Genomic DNA, 19585 nt, shown 5'->3' on the forward strand with positions numbered 1-19585 from the left:
ACGTGCTGATGAAGCTCGAATACGTGCCAGTTGCGGCTTTCATATCGTGCGGTTTGGCCATTTTGGAAACTCTACCCCTCGGTTAGCGATATCTATGTGCGCAATTCTCTATCGCCCGTTTGCGCTACGCTCAAGCCCCGCTCAACGCGCATTGCAATGCATTCTCGGCAAAAGCTGCGCGGCAAAGGGTTAACACCCCGCAAAGCCGTGCTTAATCGCCCTTTTACATCTGCTTGGTACCCAAGGTGCTTCCCGCCCGGAATTTCCCGGGCCAGCTTGGTGTAAGTGCATGGCAGAGCCTGAACAACGGCTATTGATGCTGATTGATGACGAACCGGCGCAAAGCCGGCTCATCTCTGCGCTTGCCGGGCGTGAAGGCTGGCGCACGCTGGTTGTCAGCGATTCCGAAACCGCGATTGCAACCTTGGGCACGCGCCAGGGGATGCAACTCTCCGCGATTGTGCTCGACCAATGGGTGCCGGGTGACCGCGCCTGCGAGCTGATTGCCGAGCTGAAGGAACGCCGCCCGGGGCTTCCGATCCTCATGCTTACCACCAGCACCAGCCCGCAACTCGCCGTCGAGGCGATGCGCGCAGGTGCGACCGATTACCTCGTCAAGCCCGTGGCTCCCGACCGGCTGATGCAAGCGCTGCTCAATGCTGTCGATCGCGAGACTTCGCAGGACGAGCTTACTCCGCTTAGCGAGAAGATGGATGCCGATCTCGATTTCGATGCGATGGTCGGCACGGCTCCGCCCTTCCGCGATGCCCTGGCCAAGGCGGCGAAGGCAGCGCGCGGTCATGGCCATGTGCTGATCGAAGGCGAAAGCGGGACCGGCAAGGAAATGCTGATCCGTGCAATGCATGGCGCCAGCCCGCGCGCCAAGACTGCCTTCCGCATGTTGAGCATCGCTGGTGTCCCGGCGAGCAGCCTTGAATCGGTACTGTTCGGACATGAGAAGGGCGCGTTTCCCGGAGCATTCGAACAGCAGGTCGGCGCCTTGCAGCATTGCGATGGTGGCACGCTGGTGCTCGACGAGATCGACCGCCTTTCGATGGACCTGCAGGACCGCCTTGCCGACGTGATCGAGAGCGGGCAGGTCAAGCCGATCGGCGCGCAATACAGCTTCAAGATCGATGTGCGCATCATCGCCGCCAGCAATTTGCCGCTCGCCGATCTCGTGGCGACCGGACATTTCCGCGAAAGCCTGCTGACAGCCCTCTCGCGAACTTCGATCGAGCTGCCCCCGCTTCGCGAGCGCGCCGGCGATGTGCCTGCCCTCGCCCGCCATTTCCTCGAACGGATCGGCGAACAGCCGGGCCTCAGGCCGCTGGGCATCACGAACGATGCACTCCAGCTCCTTTCGGCATTCGAGTGGCCGGGCAATGTCCGCCAGCTCCAAAACGTCCTCTTTCGCGCCGCGGTCTTCTGCGATGGTGATGCCCTGACCGCCGGAGACTTCCCGCATCTCAGCGAGATAGTCGGCGAATTCGAGCCGCCCGAAGTGCCGGTGCGCGAAAGCTCGGGCGTGCAACTTTACGCCAGCGACGGCAATCTGCGCCCGCTTGAAGAGATCGAGGCTGATGTCATCCGCCTCGCCATCGGTCACTATCGCGGCCGTATGACCGAAGTCGCCCGCCGCCTCGGCATCGGACGCTCGACCCTTTACCGCAAGCTGTCAGACCTAGGCATCGACAACGCGGCCTAGCCTTCCAGCCCGCTGAAATCGGTCAGCGCCGCATCGCGTAGACCCCGCCACACATTACGCGCCTGCACCGTCTCGAACACATCGTGGACGCGCAGCAATTGCACGCCTGCATTCATGCCCAGAGTCGCCAGCGCCAGCGATCCGCCAAGCCGCTGGTGCGCCGCCGCTTCATTGCTCAGCGCGCCCACCATGCGCTTGCGGCTTGCCCCGAGGAGCAGCGGACAACCCAGCGCATGATACATCGGCAGATGGTTGAGGATGTTCAGATTGTCAGCGAGAGACTTGCCAAAACCCAGCCCCGGATCGAGCACTATTCGCTCCTGCGAAATACCCCCCGCAATCGCCCGGTCACGAGCTTCCTTCAGGAAATCGAAGACATCGAAAGCAACGGCATCATAACTGCCATCGGCGTGCAGATCATCGCCCGCTCCCGGCGCGTGCATCAGGATGACGGGCTTGCCGGTAGAGGCCGCAAATTCGAGGCTACGCGGATCGTAGCGCAAGGCGGAAACATCGTTGATGATATGCGCGCCCGCCTCCATCGCGGCCTCCATCACCGCAGGGCGGCGCGTATCGACGCTGACCGCCGCACCCATTGCCACGCAATGTTCGACAGCCGGGCGCACCCGTTCGCTTTCTTCGCCTTCCCACACTGCCTTCGCGCCGGGCCGTGTGCTCTCGCCGCCGATATCGATGATCGCCGCACCCGCTTCGTGCATCTTGGCGGCGTGCGCCTGCATTTCCTCGGGGTCATCCATGAACTTGCCGCCATCGGAAAAGCTGTCCGGCGTGACATTGAGAATGCCCACCACCTGTGGCTGGTCGAGCCTGATCGTGCGCCCGCCAAGCTCCAGAGGTGGATGCGACATACGCAGCGCCGACCATTGCGCTTCGGCCTCTGTGCCCAGCCCTTCCGGCAATCGCGCAAAGGCATCTTCGATATTTGCCGAGGTCACGATCTCGCGGCTGACCACCGCACCTTCGCGGCGCAGCGTCACTGCGAATTCACGCGCATAGACCATGCCGCCAGCCAGTCGCACCGCATCGCCTTCGACCGCTTGCGGTCCCGAAACGAAGGTAAGCGGCTGGATATAGAGCGAATCGGTCATGCGTTTGCTTTCAATGGCTTGGCGCTAATTTGGAGCACATGGAGCAGTGTCCTGGACGAGAAAACTGCAAGAGCGGATTGGCAATGATACAAACCCGTTGCTTGCCGAAACTCGGCGCCAGGATTGCGTAATGTCATGCAGCCCTTGAAGCACGAAAATGGGGCGTAGGGAAATACTACCCACCAGCCACGGTCCTCCCGCTACATGCGCGCCTCAATCCTCCGCCGCGAGCAGGTAGAAACTGCGCACGGCATCGATCGGCCTTACCTCGCCGCCAGCCTCGTAATGCCAGAATGTCCAGCCATTGCAGCTCGGCGCGTCCTGGATTGTCTTGCCGACACCGTGGATCGAGCCAGTCTCCTTCCCGCATTCGATGCTGCCATCTGCGCGCACCGTGGCTTTCCAGCGGCGCTTCTTGTCGAAGATTTCTGTGCCCGGCTTGAGCAGGCCGGCTTCTACCACGGCGCCAAAGGCGACACGCGGCTGGGTCTTGCGGCTCTGCATTGTGGTCAGCGCGCTTTCGTCGAGCGGCAATTCCTTCTCGATCCGCGCCTTGGCCACCTTGCGATAGTCCGCCTCGCGCTCGCAGCCGATCCAGTCACGGCCTAGGCGTTTGGCAATCGCGCCGGTCGTACCGGTGCCGAAGAACGGGTCGAGCACCACGTCGCCAGCCTCGGTCGTTGCCAGCAGGACACGGTATAGCAGCGCCTCCGGCTTTTGCGTGGGATGAGCCTTGTGGCCGGTTTCGTCTTTCAACCGCTCCCCGCCCGAGCAGATCGGGAAGGTCCAGTCGGACCGCATCTGCAATTCGTCATTGAGCGTTTTCATCGCCCGGTAGTTGAAATGATAGCGCGATTTCTCGCCCTGCGAGCACCACAGCAAAGTCTCATGTGCGTTGGTGAAGCGCGTGCCGCGGAAGTTGGGCATGGGATTGGTCTTGCGCCACACGATATCGTTCAGAATCCAGAACCCCAGATCCTGCAGGATGGAACCTACGCGATAGATATTGTGGTAGCTGCCGATCACCCACAGCGCGCCATCGGGCTTGAGAACGCGCCTGCACTCTGTCAGCCAATCCCTTGTAAACTGGTCATATAGAGCGAAACTGTCGAAGTGATCCCAATCGTCGGTCACGGCATCGACATGGCTGCCGTCCGGCCGGTTGAGATCGCCGCCAAGCTGAAGGTTGTACGGCGGATCGGCGAACACGAGATCGACGCTGGCGTCGGGCAGTTTGCGCATTGCGGTCACGCAGTCGCCCGCAAGGATTTGCCCCAGCGGCAATTCGGATTTGTCGACCTTGGCTGCGCGCGCCTTGACCTTCGACGCGCGAATTTTCGTCAGATTACCCACGGAATACCCCTCAAGTTATCCACAGGGTGTGAGTCCTCGGACTCGATGGGTCAAGCAGCAATTTTGCGCTGTGCCACCAGAGCTAGCGCGGAACGAAACGAGTCCGGCACAAGATATTGAGACTGTTGCTCTTCACGGGACTCGATATGATGGGGTGTGGCCGCAAGGACTCGCTCGTGTCGTTTCGGGCTTTTGGGGGGAATAATTCACGGCATTGGAAGTTATCGCTGCGGGTCTTGGCCGCAACGCGACGTTCTCGATGAAATTTGCATTGGAAGAGCTGGGCTTCGGGCCTTGCCACCATATGGCCTAGGTCTTCGCCGATGCGCGGCGGCAGATACCCCTGTGGATCGAGGCGTCACGCGGCAATCCCGATTGGGACGAGATTTTAGAGGGATTCCGCTCCACTGCCGACTATCCATCGGCATCGTTCGGGCGGGAGCTGGCGGACTATTATCCGCAGGCAAGAGTTGTGCTGACTACGCGCGATCATGCCTATCGCGTTCGGTTAAAGCGCCATTTCCAATTGCGCGACCGGTGCAAACGAGCGCCTGTGCAGCGGAGTTGGGCCATGTATCCGCAAGGCCTCCATATGCTCTTTCGAGCCGTAGCCCTTGTTCCGCTCCCATCCGTAGTGCGGATGTTCGCGGGCCGCTTCCACCATCATGCGGTCGCGCCAGGTCTTGGCGAGAATGCTGGCCGCGCCGATGGCCGGTTCGCGCCCGTCGCCGCCGACAATGGCCTCGGCAGGCCAGCGCCAGCGGTCGCAGCGCCCTTGCGGGGTAAAATTGCCGTCGATCAGCGTGTGACAATCATCAAGGCCGAGCGCCTCGCACAGCTGCTCCATCGCCAGGCTCATCGCCAGCATGGTCGCGCCAAAGATGTTGAGCGCGTCAATCTCCGCCACATCGACCACGCCGATGCCATAGGCGCAGGTGGCGCGGATTTTCTGCTCGGCTTCCTCGCGTGCCCTGGCGGTGAGTTTCTTGGAGTCGTCCACTCCCGGCGGCCCGGGCTTGCACAGCAGCACGGCAGCAGCCACAACCGGCCCGGCAAGCGGCCCGCGACCCGCTTCGTCGACACCGACGACAAGCGGCTGCGGGCCAAGTTCGGCACAAAACTCTCGTGAAGGCGTTCCCGATAACATGCGCAATCTCTTCCTTAGCTCCGCCATATTCTCCGCCTCGCTCGCTCTCGCAAGTTGCACCGGCGCGCAATCGGGGGATACCGCCCCGCCCGCCAGCGCCACCAATTCGGGTAACGTCGTCGCCGGCGATCCTGTTGAATTGCAGGGCACCTCGCCCTTCGTCGCCGCCAGCTACGGCACCTTCGCAGAGCCTTGGGCGCTTGCCTTCGAGCCTGTGACGGGCGCGATTTTCATTACCGAAAAAGCGGGCACGATGAAGTTCTTCGAGCCTGCCAGCGGGCGGCTAGGCACCGTCACCGGCCTGCCTGATGTCGCTTACGAGGGCCAGGGCGGCCTTGGCGATGTCGTCTTCGCACCTGACTATGCCGATAGTGGCACGATTTACCTTAGTTGGGCCAAGGATGCCGGAAATGGCGAAACCCTTGCGGCTGTAGGGCGTGGGATGCTGGTATGCGATGATGCCGATGCCTGCCGGATCGAAGGACTGACGCAAATCTGGCAGCAAAGCCGTGGCGGCGAGAGGCGTGGCCACTATTCTCATCGCATCACTTTTTCGCCCGACGGGCAGCACCTCTTCATCACCAGTGGAGACCGGCAGGAGCAGACACCGGCGCAGGACTTGACGAATACTCTCGGCACGGTCGTCCGGCTGAACCTCGATGGCACTCCGGCGGCGGGCAATCCGTTCGCTGACCGAGGCTCCCCGACCAATCAGATTTGGTCCTATGGCCACCGCAACCTGCTAGGCATCGCCTTCGATCCGCAGGGCGAGCTGTGGGAAATCGAACATGGCCCGGCTGGCGGGGATGAACTGAACCGCGTGATGCGCGGCGCCAATTACGGCTGGCCAACCCGATCAAACGGTGACAATTACAACGGCTCCGACATTCCCGATCACACCCCGGACGATGGCTTTGCCAAGCCCGCGATGAGCTGGAACCCGGTCATCGCGCCGGGCGGGATGTTATTTTACAGCGGCGCCATGTTTGGCGACTGGCGAGGCCAGGTGCTGGTTGCCAATTTGCGCACGACCTCGATCTCCCGCATCACCACCAATGCCGCAGCCAACAGCGCGGACGAGGTGGCACGGTACGAATTTCCCAACCGCCTGCGCGGAATTGCGGAAGCCCCAGATGGTGCGATCTGGGTGATCGAGGACGGCGAGGAAGGGCGTCTGCTGCGCCTTACTCCCGCCAACTGAGACGAGCCGCAAGTATCCAAGGAAACATTTGCACGCACGCCCGCCCCGGCCTATCGGCGCGCCGCCATGACTGCTGATGCCACCGCCACGCTGATTCCACTCGCACAGGTCGATCCTGCAATGGTCGAGCAATTGCTCGACCGTGCGTTCGGGACCGATCGCCACAACCGCACAGCCTACAAGGTGCGCGAGGGTGTCGACTGGCTGCCCGCGCTCAGCTTTGCTGCAATCGACGAAGCGGAAATGCTGGTCGGCACGATCCAGGTCTGGCCCGTCGCGCTTACCGACTCCGAAGGTCGACGCCATCCGCTGCTGATGGTCGGCCCCGTCGCGGTCGTGCCCGAGCGTCAGAGCGAAGGCTTCGGTCACGCACTGATGGCCGCCATGGCAGGCGCGCTCGACCCGCAAGCGAGTCTCCCGCAGGTGATGGTAGGCGACCCCGACTATTACGAGAGGTTCGGCTTTTTTGCCGCGCCCACGCAAGGTTGGACACTGGCCGGTCCCTACGAGCCCGACCGCCTGCTCGTGCGTGCGGATAATCCCGCCGTGCTCCCCGACGAAGGCACGCTTGGCCCTTGGATTGGCTGACGCGCTCTGGCATCGGGGTTGGCAGATATGCCTTACGAAGCTCCGCCAGAACTCGCCGGATTGTCGCTTGCCGAAGTGGCCGAGCAGGTCGCCGCGCGCCAGCTGCCTCCGATCGCGTCATGGGACCCTCCCGAAGCCGGTGACAGCAAGATGCGTATTGCTTCGGATGGGCGCTGGTTTCACGATGGCGGGGAGATCACCCGCCCGGCGATGATGCGCGCATTTGCGAGCCTGCTGCGGCGCGAGGATGACGGGCGCTACTGGCTGGTCACTCCGCATTACAAGCAGAGCATCGAAGTTGAGGACGCGGCCTTTGTCGCGGTCGATCTTAAGGCAGACGGCGGCGCGCTGACCTTTCGCCTCAATACCGATGAACTGGTGATCGCCGGAGCGGACAATCCACTACGCGCCGAGGGCGATCCCGAAAGCCCCGCCATCTATCTCGCGGTGCGCAATGGCTGCGAAGCCCGGCTCGACCGTTCGACCTGGATGCAACTGGCCGAGATCGCTCTGGCTAACGATAGGCTCGAAGTCGAAAGCCAGGGCGCGAACTTCTCGCTGGTGCCGGCATGAGCACGCTGTTCGACCGCATCTCGCGCCTGTTCGAACAAAGCCACCATATCGGCATCGAAGGAATTCGCGATGACAGCGCATGGGCTGGCGGAAGGTTGCGCGATGCCGCCGTGCTGATGGCAATTACCGACTGCGCCGACCCCGGCTTGCTGTTGACCCACCGCCCGCAAACCATGGCCAACCATCCGGGGCAAGTGTCCTTCCCTGGCGGCAAGCTCGAACCGGGCGAAGACGCGGTCGCCGCTGCCCTGCGCGAGGCGGAAGAAGAGTTGGCGATTCCCGCCCGTGAAGTGCGGATCATCGGAAGCGCGCAGCATTTCGTAACCGGAACGGGTTTCAACCTGACCCCGGTGCTCGGCATCATCCCGCCGGGCTTGCCAATCACTCCCGACCCGCGCGAAGTCGATGGATGGTTCGAAGCGCCGCTGCGCTACGTGCTGGACCAGCGCAACCACGTGCTCAAAATGGGTGACTTCGGCGGAGTGCAGCGGCCCTATACGGAAATCGTGTGGGAGGGGCATCGAATCTGGGGCATCACGGCCGGGATCGTAGCCAATCTGTCGCACCGGCTGGCATGGGAGGAATTGGTCAATGGCTAAGCTCCCCAAGGCTGACTGGACACAGCGGGAGGACCTTGCTCGGCTCGTCACGGCGCTCGGTACGGATAACATGCGCTGGGTCGGCGGAGCAGTACGCGACACCTTGCTTGGCGTACCAGTGCGCGATGTGGATGCGGCCACCACGCTGCGTCCCGAAGACGTGATGAAACACCTGAAGGATAAGGGGATCAAGCCGATCCCCACCGGACTGGACCACGGCACGATCACTGCACTGCTTCCGGAGGGCAATGTCGAGGTGACCACCTTGCGCAAGGATGTCGCCACCGATGGCCGTCGCGCAACGGTAGCCTTTGCCGAGCAATGGGAGGATGACGCCGCGCGGCGTGATTTCACCATCAACGCCCTCTACGCCCATCCCGAGACTCTGGAGATTTCCGACTATTTCGGCGGTCTAGCCGATCTGGATGCGCGCCGCGTGCGCTTCATTGGTGATGCACATGATCGCATCCGCGAGGATCACCTGCGTATCCTGCGCTATTATCGCTTCCAGGCGCGCTTCGGCGCCGAACTGGATGAAACGGCGGAGGCAGCTTGCGAGGAACTCGCCTCGACCTTGAAAGGGCTCAGCCGCGAGCGTGTGGCGATGGAATTGCTGGCAATTCTGGCGCTGCCCGATCCGTATGCCACGGTGGCGCGGATGCAAGCGAAGGGCGTTCTGCCGGTTGTCCTGCCCGAAGCAGGCGATGCAGGGTTGGGACGGTTTGCAGACCTGCTGGAGCACGAGCGGCAGCAGGGTGCCGCGCCCTCCTCCATCCGGCGCCTTGCCGCCTTGCTGCCACCCGATCGCAAGACCGCAGAACAGGTCGCCGCAAGACTGCGTCTGTCCAACGCACAGCGAAAACACCTCGCACGATTGGCGCAGCGCAGCAATTTTCTCGAAGGTCCACGCGCACTCGCATACCGTGAAGGGATGGAACTGGCACGCGACCTACTGTTGCTCTCGGGCCTTCCGCTCGAACAGGTCGAAGACTGGCAACCTCCGGTTTTCCCCTTGAAAGGCGGCGAAATTGTTGCGCGCGGTGTTGCCGCAGGGCCGGAGGTTGCTCGCCTGCTCCAGACGGTCGAAACTCGCTGGATAGCCGAAGGCTTTCCCGATGCGGAGCGAGTGGCGCAATTGCTCGACGAAACCTTGTCCCGCTAGGCGACAGGCAGTGAAAACGGAATGGACTCGGGGGTTGAAATTGCCTGCACTTCTGGTGCAGGGCGCGTTCAGGCAGATGCTGTATAAGCACTGCTGACGGGTTCGGACGCGTCGATACGTCTACCTGCGCCCGCCTTTGAAAAGGTGCGCCGCCCGCCACTCGATTTCCGACCATCGTCGGAGGAATTTTGAATTCGGGCTGCCTTACCCGCAGCCCGGCAGTAAGGAAGTTTTGCATGTCACGCTTTGTATTTGCCGCCGTCGCAGCCGCGACTACCGCTCTCGCCGCCCCCGCCATGGCACAGGATGCCGGCGTAACCATCATGGGCAATGACGATGCAGCGGTCGGCACCGTGCTTTCCAACGACGGCGCAACCGTGGTTGTCGACACCGGCACGCACCAGGTTCCGCTCGGCGCCGATGCCTTTGCCGAACGCGAAGGTGCCTGGACGCTGAACACGACCAAGGTTGAGCTCGACACCGCCTGGGCGCAGGTTGTCGCTGAGCAGGAAGCCGCGCTTGCTGCTGCTCTCGTCGTAGGTGCCGAAGTCAAGACCGCCGACGCACAGACGCTTGGCACGATCGAGGAAGTCAACGAGGAAGCTATCCTCCTGACCCACGCCGGCCAGCCGATGGCGCTGCCGAAGAACCTTTTCGCGCTGGATGCAGAAGGCACCGTGATCGTCCTGGCCAACATGGCCGACATCATGGCCGCCATGAACGCCGGCTAAGCCGCCTTTACCTGGACAAAAGAAAGGGCCGGTGGAGCGATCCACCGGCCCTTTTCTGTGTCAGAAGCGGTTATCCTTGGGGAAGCCCTGTGGCGGCAAGCGACCGGCCGCGCCGCGCGCCACCTTCCACATGCCGATCTCGCTTTCAGTACGTGTGCGGTCGCCCTTGCCGCCCATCTGCCAGCTTAGCCCCTCGGCCAGCGTGAAGGTGGTCGCGTCGGACAAGCCGCCGTCGCGATAGCGTTGCAGGGTCACGCCTTGACCGCGCGTCATCACTGGCATCTCTTCCAGCGCGAACACCACCAGCTTGCGGTTTTCGCCCACCACGGCGAGGTGATCGTGCTCGGGCGCGATAGCGCGGGCGACAGTCAGCTTGGCATCGCCTTTCAGGTTCACGACCTGGCGCCCCTTTCGCGTTTCGGCGAGCAGTTCGTCGGTCACGGCGACAAAGCCCTTTCCGATAGTGCTGGCGAGCAGCACCTGCTTGTCCTTTTCATGGACGATAAGCGCGATGATCGTGGCAGACGCATCGATGTCGAGCGTGTTGCGCAAGGGTTCGCCAAAGCCGCGTGCACCGGGCAGCTTGTCCGCACCAAGCGTGAAGAAGCGCCCGTCATCGCTGGCGAGCAGCACCTTGTCCGTCGTCTGGCAGTGGACGGCGAAGGCGGGGCCATCGCCCTCCTTGTACTTGAAATCGCCGCAGCCATCCTCGCCCAGTTCGACGTGGCCCTTCGCGCCGCGCACCCAGCCCTTCTGGCTTAGGACGACGGTGACGGGCTCTTTCTCGATCATGGCATCTGGGTTGAATTCGACCGTCGGCACAGCTTCGGCAATCGTCGTCCGGCGCGCGCCCAGCGCGGTGTCCTCGGCATATTCCTTGCGCAGCGCGGCCATGTCCTTCTTGAGCCGCGTTTTCTGGCGGGCAGGAGAGCCGAGCAGCAGTTCAAGTTCGCCCTTTTCCTTCAGCAGCTCGTCCTTCTCGGTACGCAGCTGCATCTCTTCCAGCTTGCGTAATGACCGCAGCCGCATGTTGAGGATGGCCTCGGTCTGCCTGTCGGTCAGCCCGAATTCCTTCATCATCACCGGCTTGGGCTCATCCTCGGTACGGATAATCTCGATCACCCGGTCGAGATTGAGGAAGGCGATGATATAGCCTTCGAGCAATTCCAGCCGATCGGCGATCTTGGCGAGGCGATGCGATGTGCGGCGCTGGAGGATCTCGATCTGGTGGACCGTCCAATTGGTCAGCAGTTCCTTCAGCCCCATCACCATCGGCGTGCGCGTATGGTCGAGCACGTTGAGGTTCAGTCCGAAGCGCGTTTCGAGATCGGTGAGCTTGTAGACGCTTTCCTTGAGCAATTCCGGATCGACATTGCGGCTGCGCGGGACGAGCACGATGCGCACCTGCTCGTCGCTCTCGTCGCGCACATCCTCGAGGATCGGCAGCTTCTTGTCCGAAATGGCCTGCGCGATCTGCTCGATCAGCTTGCCCTTGGGCACCTGGTAGGGAATTTCGGAGATGACGAGCTGGTATCCGCCGCCCTTCTGCCGCTCGATCCCCGCTTCACGGTCCTCGGCATTGTCCGCCTCTGCCGCGTGAAAGCGCCCGCGCACCCGGAAGGAGCCACGCCCGGTTTCATAGGCTTTGGAGATCGCATCCGCCCCATCCACCACCAGCCCGCCGGTGGCGAAGTCGGGTCCGTGGAAAACCTGCATCAGCTCTTCGTGGGTGACATCCTTGTTGAACAGCACCAGCTCGGCCGCATCGAGCACTTCGGCAACATTGTGGCTGGGGATGCTTGTCGCCATACCCACCGCGATCCCGCTCGCGCCATTGGCGAGCAAATTGGGGAACAGGCCGGGCATCAACTCGGGCTCTTCCTCTTCGCCATTGTAAGTCGGGATGAAGTCGACCGTGCCTTCATCCAGCCCCTGCATCAGCTGCATGGCGGTGCGCGTCAGCCGCGCCTCTGTGTAGCGGTAGGCGGCGGCATTATCGCCATCGATATTGCCGAAGTTGCCCTGCCCTTCGACGAGCGGATAGCGCAGCGTGAACGGCTGGGCGAGGCGCACCATTGCGTCGTAAACCGCGACATCGCCATGCGGGTGATACTTGCCGATCACATCGCCCACCACGCGGGCTGATTTCTTGAAGGCATTGTCCGGCGACAGCTTCAACTGCCGCATCGTCCACAACAGGCGGCGGTGGACCGGCTTCAGCCCGTCGCGCAGATCGGGCAGCGAACGCGCGGTAATCGTGGACAGGGCATAGACCAGATACCGCTCCGAAAGCGCGCTTTCGAAGGGTTCGCGAATTATGCCCTGTTCGGAATCGGAAAGCTCTTCAGGGGTGACCATGCGGCTCGCCCTATCACCGCCACGCCTCGCGGGACAGCACGGAACAAAGCGATTTCCCCACCCGTTGTGAGATCAGAAACGCAAATCACTCCAAGGACATCTTTAATGACCCAACGTATCATGATCCTCTCGACCAATGGCTTCGAACAATCGGAACTCGAAGACCCCAAATCCGCGCTTGAAAAAGCCGGTTACGAAACCACCGTCGTCAGCCCAGAAAGCGGCGAAATCCGCGGCTTTTCGAGCGGTGAATGGGGCGACCCGGTAAAGGTCGACATGTCACTTGAGGAAGCCGACGCCAGCAAGTTCGACGCGCTTGTCCTGCCCGGCGGACAGATCAATCCCGATATCCTGCGCATGAATGACAAGGCCGTGCAACTCGTGCGCGATTTCAACGAAGCGGGCAAGCCGGTCGCGGCGATCTGCCACGCACCGTGGATGCTGATCGAGGCCGGAATGGTCGAAGGCCGCACTCTCACGAGCTGGCCCTCGGTTCGCACCGATCTCGAAAACGCTGGCGGCAAAGTAGTCGATCAGGAAGTCGCCATTGATGGCAATGTCATCACCAGCCGCAATCCGGACGATATCCCTGCGTTCAACGAAGCGTTGATCAAGCAGTTGAAAGAGCAGGCGAGCAAGAGCGAACTGTCGCTCGAAAGCGCCTGATACAAGTCACTTGTTATGATGTTGAAAGGCCCCGTCGCAGACAATGCGGCGGGGTTTTTCGGTCTAGAACCCCTGCGCGTCCACGCTGTCGGAGGGGATGCTGACGGTCATGCCGTCCAATTCGTCAGTCAGGACAATCTGGCATGAAAGGCGGCTGGTGGCCTGCACATCGGCGGCCAGGTCGAGCATGTCTTCCTCTTCCTCCGCGGCCTCGGGCAATTTGCCGAACCATTCGCGCGCCACGATCACGTGACAGGTGGAACAGGCCATCTGCCCTTCGCACGTTCCCTCAAGAGGCATTCCGGCGGCTTGCCCGACCGCGAGCAGGTCTTGTCCGGCGGACGCTTCAGCTTCCACCTTCTCGCCGTCGCGGGTGATAAATGTGATCTTGATCGTGGCTATCCTTGCTGCGCTGCAGCATTGATAATCACTTTGGCGGCCGCTTCAAGGTCTTCGACCGCCGAGTAGCGTCCCCAGCCCAGCCGGATTGTGCTCTTCGCCTGCGCATCCGACAGGCCGATGGCCTTGAGCACATGGCTCGGTTTGCCCGACCCGCTGGCACAGGCAGAGCCGGCGGAGAACATTACATCGCGGCAATCGCTCATCAAGCGTGCGACATCGAGTCCGTCCTTGCGAATGCTCAGATTGGCATGGTTGCGCAATTCCCTGCTGCCGTTCACTTCCCACCCCTCGAACAGATCGAGCGCGCGGTCCCACAGGCTGCTTGCGAGCGCCTTGTCCGCTTCCAGCCGTTCTGCCGCGAGTGCAGCAGCAGCGCCGAAACCCGCACACAGCGCGGTGCTGAGCGTGCCAGAGCGCAGCCGTTCCTGCAGGCCGCCGGTGATTTGAGGATCAATGTCCACCCCGTCACGCACCCACAAAGCGCCGATACCCTTTGGGCCGTAAATCTTGTGGGCCGAGATCGCGATCATGTCTGCCCCGCCCGGAGCAGCAAACTTGCCCGCGCCCTGCACCGCATCACACAGCACCAGCGCGCCGGCTTCGCGCGCACGCTCCGCGATCTGGGCGACGGGCTGGACCGTTCCGATCTCGTTATTGACCTGCATGATGCAGACCAGCGCCGTGTCGCCGGGCAGGTTTGCATGGGTATCAGCGATGCCATCGCGGTCGACAGGCATGATTACCGGATCGTCAATCGCCATGGCAGTATCGCGCACGGCGGCGTGTTCGATGGCCGAAATGGCCACACGGCCCTGCTTCTGCCCGCCCTTCATCACCGTGCCACGCATGGCGAGATTGATCGCTTCGCAGGCATTGCCGGTGAAGTGGACGCTGCCACCCGGCGGAAAGAGCGCGGCGACCTGGTCGCGGGCCAGATCCACCGCAGCAGCCGCCATGCGGCCCATGCGGTGCGGCGAATGCGGATTGCCAAAGCCAGTCCCGTCCGGTCCGTCGAGCCATTTGAGCATCGCATCGCGAGCCTCGGGAGCGAGGGGCGTGGTGGCTTGATAATCGAGATAGATCATGGCTGACTTATAGACTGATTACAGATGAAACCAAGCATACTGCGTCAGGATATCAACCCTTCCCATGTCTCGGCAAAGGCAGCGAGGTCATCGGGCGTCGTATTCCAGCCAAGACTGATGCGGATTGTGCGGCGGGCAGTCTCATCGTCGAGGCCCATTGCTCCCAGCACGTGGCTGGTTTTCATCGTGCCGCTGGAGCACGCGCTGCCCTGGGAAACGGCAAAGCCTTGCATGTCGAAGCGTAGCACTTGTGCGGTGGCGCTCATGTCCGGCATTGCAACCGCCGCGATAAGTCCGGTCGGGTGTGCGAGACGATCGGCCAGCCATGTTCCGCCGGCGTCGCGCACCACCTTTGCAAGAGCATCGAAACTGGCGCTGGTATAGCTTTCGCCGATTGCGCCCAGCGCCGCTGCCATGCCCAGCGCGCCGGGGAGATTTTCCGTCCCGCGCCGGTAACCGCGCTCATGTCCACCTACAGGTTCCAGCATCGCATAATCGCGGACCAGCAACGCGCCGATCCCGATGGGACCGCCGAACTTATGCGCCGACACGATGGCCATGTCGCATAGCGGGAGCGGCATCTTGCCCGCACTTTGCGCGCAGTCCGCCAGAAGCAGTCCACCTTCCTCGCTGACGAGGGGGGCAATTGCAGAGAGGTCTTGCGCGTTGCCTGTTTCCGAATTTACGTGCTGGATCGCCACAAGCGGACGCTCGCGCTGGACGGCCTCGGCAAGCATTTCCATGTCGACCGCGCCATTGGACCTGACGGGCAGGCGCTCGGCATCGGGTACGGTCCCAAGAATGCAATCGTGCTCCACCGCGCTGACCAGCCTAGCCTCTGCCTTGGCATGGAGCAGCGCCAGCGCCGCCGCCTCGCTCGCGCCGCTGGTAAAGATCAGCTCGCCATCCCAACCTAGCGCCGCCTTGCACCGCGCGCGGGCATCCTCCAGCACGGCTCGGGCCTTGCGGCCCTCTGCGTGAGGTGATGAAGGATTGGCCCAGATCGCGAAGCCTTCTTCCATCGCCGCACGCGCCTCGGGGCGCAGCGGAGAGGTGGCAGCATGGTCCAGATAGATACGGGTCATGTCAGAATAATTGCGAAACGCAGCATAATGCCTATATAGCCGCCGACTTCCGCCACGCCAGTAGCGTTGGCGACAACAATTCAGCCAAGGCCCAAACCGCCCATGCCGCACGTCATTTTTCCCGGCCCCGAAGGCCGTCTCGAAGGTCGCTTCTCACCCGGTCCGCGTCCGCGCGCACCCGTCGCCATGATCCTGCACCCGCATTCGCAGGGCGGCGGCACTATGAACGACCGGATCGTCCAGTCGCTGTACAAGACCTTCGTCAACCGCGGTTTCGCGACCTTGCGCTTCAATTTCCGCGGTGTCGGCCGCAGCCAGGGCAGCTTCGACAATGGCATCGGCGAGCTTTCCGATGCGGCGAGCGCGCTCGACTGGGTCCAGCAAATCCACCCGGAGGCGCAGGTAACGTGGGTTGCAGGCGTATCGTTCGGCGCGCTGATCGGTATGCAATTGCTGATGCGTCGCCCTGAAATTCGCGGCTTCATCTCGATTGCTCCGCCTGCGAACATGTATGACTTCAGCTTCCTTGCTCCCTGCCCTGCCAGCGGTATCTTCGTGCAGGGTTCGGCAGACACGGTGGTCCAGCCGCAAGCGGTCGAGAAGCTGGTCGAGAAGCTGCGCACGCAAAAGCACATCACGATCCACCACGACGAAATTCCGCGCGCCAATCACTTCTTCGAGAACGAGCAGGACGAATTGATGAAGTCGGTCGACAATTACCTCGACTTCCGACTCGATCCGAGCTGCCCGATCACCTGATCGCTGATCCGGCACAGGTCGGATCTTTCTCAAATTCAGTGAGACTTTAACCGAGCGTTTCCGCCTGTGCGGGAGCACTCGGCTTGCGTGCGCTTGCCAAACACGCACCTCCTATGTATGTTACAGTATAACATTACTAAAAGAGGAGTGCTGACATGGCCTATCTCGATGCAGGAACCGACCCCGCCGCCCGCGCCAAAGCGACAGCCACGGTGATCGGAATTCACGCCTTGCTGGGTTTCGGACTGGTCGCCGGTCTCGCAGTCACAACGATCACATTCGACGATGACGAGCCGATTACAGGCACGATCATCGATATCGACCCGCCTCCTCTCCCTGACGAGCCTGAAGTCGTGCCGGACACTTCGACCCCCACCTATATCCCGCCGCAGGCACCCAACACGCCGTTTGAATTCGACAGGCCGATCGACATCGATGTGGGTCCGGTCACGGACGGTCCGCGCGATGTAATAATCCGCATTCCCACGCCCACCCCCGGTCCGGTTGCCTCCCCCGGCCCGACCCCCACACCTCCCCCGGCCTTCACCCCCGTCGGCCCGCGCCCCAGCAACAATGTGCAAAGCTGGATAACCGCGAGCGACTATTCGCGGCGCGACCTGATCCGCGGACGCGAAGGCACAGCGCAATACAGGCTGGTCGTGGGTAGCGATGGCCGCGTCGATGCGTGCGAGATCACCAGCAGCACCGGCCACGCCAGCCTTGATAGCACCACTTGCCGGCTGCTCACGCGCAATGCCCGCTTCAACGCGGCGACCGATGGCACGGGCGCGAAGGTCGTCGGCACCTATACCGGCAATGTCACTTGGCAGATCCCGGAGTGACCTAATCCCCCGCGCGGGCGGCGGCATCGGCCAGCGAATCGCCGCCCGCTGTCGGGATCACCCAAATTGCGACATTGGCGATCATCACCACGGCCAGCACTACCATCAATAGCGCCTGCTTGCGCGCTCCGCGGCGGTGCAGGAAGAAAGCCCCGGCAAGCAGCGCGAGAATGGCCAGGATTACGATGGATAGGACATAATCGAACATCGCCTTTCGCCTTAGCGTGCCAGATACTCGCCTGCCAGCCCCGCGGTTGCGCATTGGCTTGACGAAAACCGTTTCATCGGTAACCACTCCCCCATGCAAAAGATCATCGACGCTTCGCTTTCCCGCCGCGCCTTCATGGGTGCGCTGGGCAGTTCCACCGCGCTCGCCGTGCTTCCCGGATGTGTCGCCACGCAGGACACTGTTTCGGTAACGCCGAACATGGTGCCACCCGCAGGCCAGACGGCAGGCCAGCGTCTGCTCGAGGAATTTGCATGGAACCTGTTGCGCCACGAACCCTTACGTGCCAGTTCTCTGGGCGTCGATACCGGCGAGCACGCCTATTTGCGCAGCCAGTTGGGCGACGCATCGCAGGCCGGGCAGGCAAGCTACGCTGCAACCCTGTCCGCCGACCTTGAACGTGCTCGCCAATTCCCGAAGGTCGGGATGGACGCAGCAACGCGCACCAGTTTCGATGTGGTCGAGAGCGCCTACTCGACTGCGATCGAAGGCTTTGCCCTGCCCTATGGCGACATACCCGTCGGCAGCTGGCGTACCGCGCCATATCCGGTGATCCAGAACGTCGGAGCCTATATCGACTTGCCGCGCGCGCTCGATTCCGACCATCCGGTTCGCGATGAAGCCGATGCGGAAGCCTATCTGACGCGACTTGGCGAAATCCCCGGCGTGCTCGAGGGCGAACTTGGCCGGATGCAGGCCGAGCGCGCGATGGGCGTCATCCCTCCCGATTTCCTGCTCGACCGCGCAATCGACCAGATGGGTCGCCAGTTGGCAGATGCACGATCGGGCGGATCGCTGGTGGAATCGCTGGTGCGGCGCACGGCGGAGGAAGGCATCGCCGGAAGCTGGCAGTCGCGTGCGCATGGCATCGTTACCACCAGTATCGCCCCCATGCTGGAAGCGCAGCTTGGCGAATTGCAGACCCAGCGAGGCATGGCGAGCAGCGAGCCTGGAATATCCGCCCGCCCGCATGGCGAAGACTGGTACCGCTGGAGCCTCAAGTCCTCCACCACGACATCGATGTCGCCGGACGAAATCCACGAACTTGGCATGGATACGCTGGCGGACATTCACGGCCAGATGGACCCGATCCTGCGCAGCCTTGGCTATACCGAGGGTAATCCGGGCCAGCGGATGATCCAGTTGTCGCAGGATGAGCGTTTCAAATTTGCCGAGGGCGATGCGGGCCGTGCCGAGATCATGCGCTTTCTCGAAGAACGTATCGAATGGATCCGGGCGCAGATGCCCCGCGCATTCTCCCGCGTCATCGATCCTGAAGTTGCCGTGAGGCGTATTCCGCCGAACGAGGAACTGGGCGCTCCCACGGCCTATGGCGGCGCTCCCGCTGTCGATGGCTCACGCCCAGGCACCTTCTGGATCAATTTGCGCGATACCGACCTGCACCGGACCTACGACCTCGTCACGCTGACGCATCACGAGGCGATTCCCGGGCACGTTTGGGAAGGCGAATATTCGAACCAGTTGCCACTGATCCGCGCGATCCTGGCGTTCAATGCCTTCAGCGAAGGCTGGGCGCTCTACGCAGAACAGCTTGGTGACGAATTGGGCGCCTATGATGACAATCCGGCCTGGCGTCTGGGCTATCACCAGGCAGCGGCCTATCGCGCCGTGCGGCTGGTAGTCGACACCGGCCTGCACGCGAAGGGATGGGGTCGCCAGCAGGCCATCGACTTCTTCCATACCAATAGCGGCGTCGGTGTGGCGGAGACGACCAACGAGATCGACCGCTATTGCAGCTGGCCGGGGCAGGCCTGCGGCTACATGGTCGGGAAGCTGGAAATCCTGCGCCAGCGCGAACGGGCGATGCAGGCATTGGGCAGCGCCTATGACCTGCGCGATTTCAATCTCGCCGTCGTCGAAGGCGGCAACGCACCGCTCGATGTTCTGGCGAACAACATCACCCGTTTTATCGGCAATCCCGGCTGATACGAAAAGGCCCGCGACGCATTGCTGCATCGCGGGCCTGTTTT

Annotated in this window: 19 protein-coding genes and 1 pseudogene; 12 read left to right on the forward strand and 8 right to left on the reverse strand. The window is 62.3% G+C overall.

What is annotated here, in order from left to right:
* The first annotated feature begins 289 nt into the window (after positions 1–289).
* Positions 290–1708 carry a sigma-54-dependent transcriptional regulator gene (locus AAC850_RS01335; protein WP_340586699.1) on the forward strand — a complete coding sequence of 473 codons (1419 nt, stop codon included), beginning with the start codon at positions 290–292 and terminating at the stop codon, positions 1706–1708.
* On the opposite strand, the gene folP is transcribed toward AAC850_RS01335, so the two are convergent.
* The gene (folP, locus tag AAC850_RS01340; RefSeq protein ID WP_340586702.1) at positions 1705–2817 is read right to left on the reverse strand and encodes a dihydropteroate synthase; all 1113 of its coding nucleotides are present in this window, start codon (positions 2815–2817) and stop codon (positions 1705–1707) included. The genes AAC850_RS01335 and folP overlap by 4 nt on opposite strands.
* A gap of 213 nt (positions 2818–3030) precedes the next feature.
* Positions 3031–4170 carry a site-specific DNA-methyltransferase gene (locus AAC850_RS01345; RefSeq protein WP_422723164.1) on the reverse strand — a complete coding sequence of 380 codons (1140 nt, stop codon included), beginning with the start codon at positions 4168–4170 and terminating at the stop codon, positions 3031–3033.
* Positions 4171–4384: 214 nt separating this feature from the next.
* On the opposite strand from AAC850_RS01345, the pseudogene AAC850_RS01350 reads away from it, so the two are divergent.
* A pseudogene (locus AAC850_RS01350) lies at positions 4385–4651 on the forward strand (sulfotransferase family protein); the annotation flags it as partial.
* Between the two features lie 27 nt (positions 4652–4678).
* Here the strand turns inward: AAC850_RS01350 and AAC850_RS01355 are convergent.
* Positions 4679–5317 carry a ribonuclease HII gene (locus AAC850_RS01355; RefSeq protein ID WP_340586703.1) on the reverse strand — a complete coding sequence of 213 codons (639 nt, stop codon included), beginning with the start codon at positions 5315–5317 and terminating at the stop codon, positions 4679–4681.
* Between AAC850_RS01355 and AAC850_RS01360 the strand changes: the two genes are divergently transcribed.
* From AAC850_RS01360 to AAC850_RS01385, 6 genes are all read left to right on the forward strand, one after another.
* A complete protein-coding gene (locus AAC850_RS01360) occupies positions 5316–6518 on the forward strand; it encodes a PQQ-dependent sugar dehydrogenase (protein WP_340586705.1) in 1203 nt (400 codons plus the stop codon). The two genes, AAC850_RS01355 and AAC850_RS01360, sit on opposite strands and share 2 nt — an antisense overlap.
* Positions 6519–6584: 66 nt before the next feature.
* The gene (locus AAC850_RS01365) at positions 6585–7106 is read left to right on the forward strand and encodes a GNAT family N-acetyltransferase (protein ID WP_340586707.1); all 522 of its coding nucleotides are present in this window, start codon (positions 6585–6587) and stop codon (positions 7104–7106) included.
* Between the two features lie 27 nt (positions 7107–7133).
* The gene (locus tag AAC850_RS01370; RefSeq protein ID WP_340586708.1) at positions 7134–7679 is read left to right on the forward strand and encodes a DUF1285 domain-containing protein; all 546 of its coding nucleotides are present in this window, start codon (positions 7134–7136) and stop codon (positions 7677–7679) included.
* Complete coding sequence (locus tag AAC850_RS01375; protein ID WP_340586710.1) at positions 7676–8278, forward strand: CoA pyrophosphatase; 603 nt, start codon at positions 7676–7678, stop codon at positions 8276–8278. Before AAC850_RS01370 ends, AAC850_RS01375 begins: the two co-directional genes overlap by 4 nt.
* On the forward strand, positions 8271–9440 hold the full coding sequence (locus AAC850_RS01380) for a CCA tRNA nucleotidyltransferase (RefSeq protein ID WP_340586712.1): 1170 nt from the start codon (positions 8271–8273) through the stop codon (positions 9438–9440). Before AAC850_RS01375 ends, AAC850_RS01380 begins: the two co-directional genes overlap by 8 nt.
* Positions 9441–9676: 236 nt before the next feature.
* Entirely contained in the window at positions 9677–10171 is a 495-nt protein-coding gene (locus tag AAC850_RS01385; RefSeq protein WP_340586714.1) for a hypothetical protein, read from the forward strand.
* Between the two features lie 60 nt (positions 10172–10231).
* On the opposite strand, the gene parC is transcribed toward AAC850_RS01385, so the two are convergent.
* Positions 10232–12529, reverse strand: coding sequence for a DNA topoisomerase IV subunit A (gene parC / locus AAC850_RS01390; RefSeq protein WP_340586715.1), 2298 nt, complete (start codon positions 12527–12529; stop codon positions 10232–10234).
* A 105-nt stretch (positions 12530–12634) separates the two neighbouring features.
* On the opposite strand from parC, the gene AAC850_RS01395 reads away from it, so the two are divergent.
* Positions 12635–13195 (forward strand): type 1 glutamine amidotransferase domain-containing protein, encoded by a 561-nt coding sequence (locus AAC850_RS01395; protein WP_340586717.1) that lies wholly within the window; start codon positions 12635–12637, stop codon positions 13193–13195.
* Between the two features lie 63 nt (positions 13196–13258).
* Here AAC850_RS01395 and AAC850_RS01400 read toward each other — a convergent pair whose 3' ends face one another.
* The 3 genes from AAC850_RS01400 to AAC850_RS01410 are packed head-to-tail and all read right to left on the reverse strand — an operon-like array spanning position 13259 to position 15767.
* The gene (locus AAC850_RS01400) at positions 13259–13588 is read right to left on the reverse strand and encodes a 2Fe-2S iron-sulfur cluster-binding protein (RefSeq protein ID WP_340587224.1); all 330 of its coding nucleotides are present in this window, start codon (positions 13586–13588) and stop codon (positions 13259–13261) included.
* Positions 13589–13593: 5 nt separating this feature from the next.
* The gene (locus tag AAC850_RS01405; protein WP_340586719.1) at positions 13594–14682 is read right to left on the reverse strand and encodes a cysteine desulfurase family protein; all 1089 of its coding nucleotides are present in this window, start codon (positions 14680–14682) and stop codon (positions 13594–13596) included.
* Positions 14683–14726: 44 nt separating this feature from the next.
* On the reverse strand, positions 14727–15767 hold the full coding sequence (locus tag AAC850_RS01410) for a cysteine desulfurase family protein (RefSeq protein WP_340586720.1): 1041 nt from the start codon (positions 15765–15767) through the stop codon (positions 14727–14729).
* A 102-nt stretch (positions 15768–15869) separates the two neighbouring features.
* On the opposite strand from AAC850_RS01410, the gene AAC850_RS01415 reads away from it, so the two are divergent.
* On the forward strand, positions 15870–16526 hold the full coding sequence (locus AAC850_RS01415; protein WP_340586722.1) for an alpha/beta hydrolase: 657 nt from the start codon (positions 15870–15872) through the stop codon (positions 16524–16526).
* 155 nt (positions 16527–16681) lie between these two features.
* Positions 16682–17368 (forward strand): TonB family protein, encoded by a 687-nt coding sequence (locus AAC850_RS01420; protein WP_340586724.1) that lies wholly within the window; start codon positions 16682–16684, stop codon positions 17366–17368.
* A 1-nt stretch (position 17369) separates the two neighbouring features.
* On the opposite strand, the gene AAC850_RS01425 is transcribed toward AAC850_RS01420, so the two are convergent.
* A complete protein-coding gene (locus AAC850_RS01425) occupies positions 17370–17576 on the reverse strand; it encodes a hypothetical protein (RefSeq protein WP_340586726.1) in 207 nt (68 codons plus the stop codon).
* Between the two features lie 93 nt (positions 17577–17669).
* On the opposite strand from AAC850_RS01425, the gene AAC850_RS01430 reads away from it, so the two are divergent.
* Complete coding sequence (locus tag AAC850_RS01430; protein WP_340586728.1) at positions 17670–19541, forward strand: DUF885 domain-containing protein; 1872 nt, start codon at positions 17670–17672, stop codon at positions 19539–19541.
* Positions 19542–19585: the final 44 nt, after the last annotated feature.

This window comes from Erythrobacter alti, assembly GCF_037996805.1.
GTDB classification, from domain to species: domain Bacteria; phylum Pseudomonadota; class Alphaproteobacteria; order Sphingomonadales; family Sphingomonadaceae; genus Alteraurantiacibacter; species Alteraurantiacibacter alti.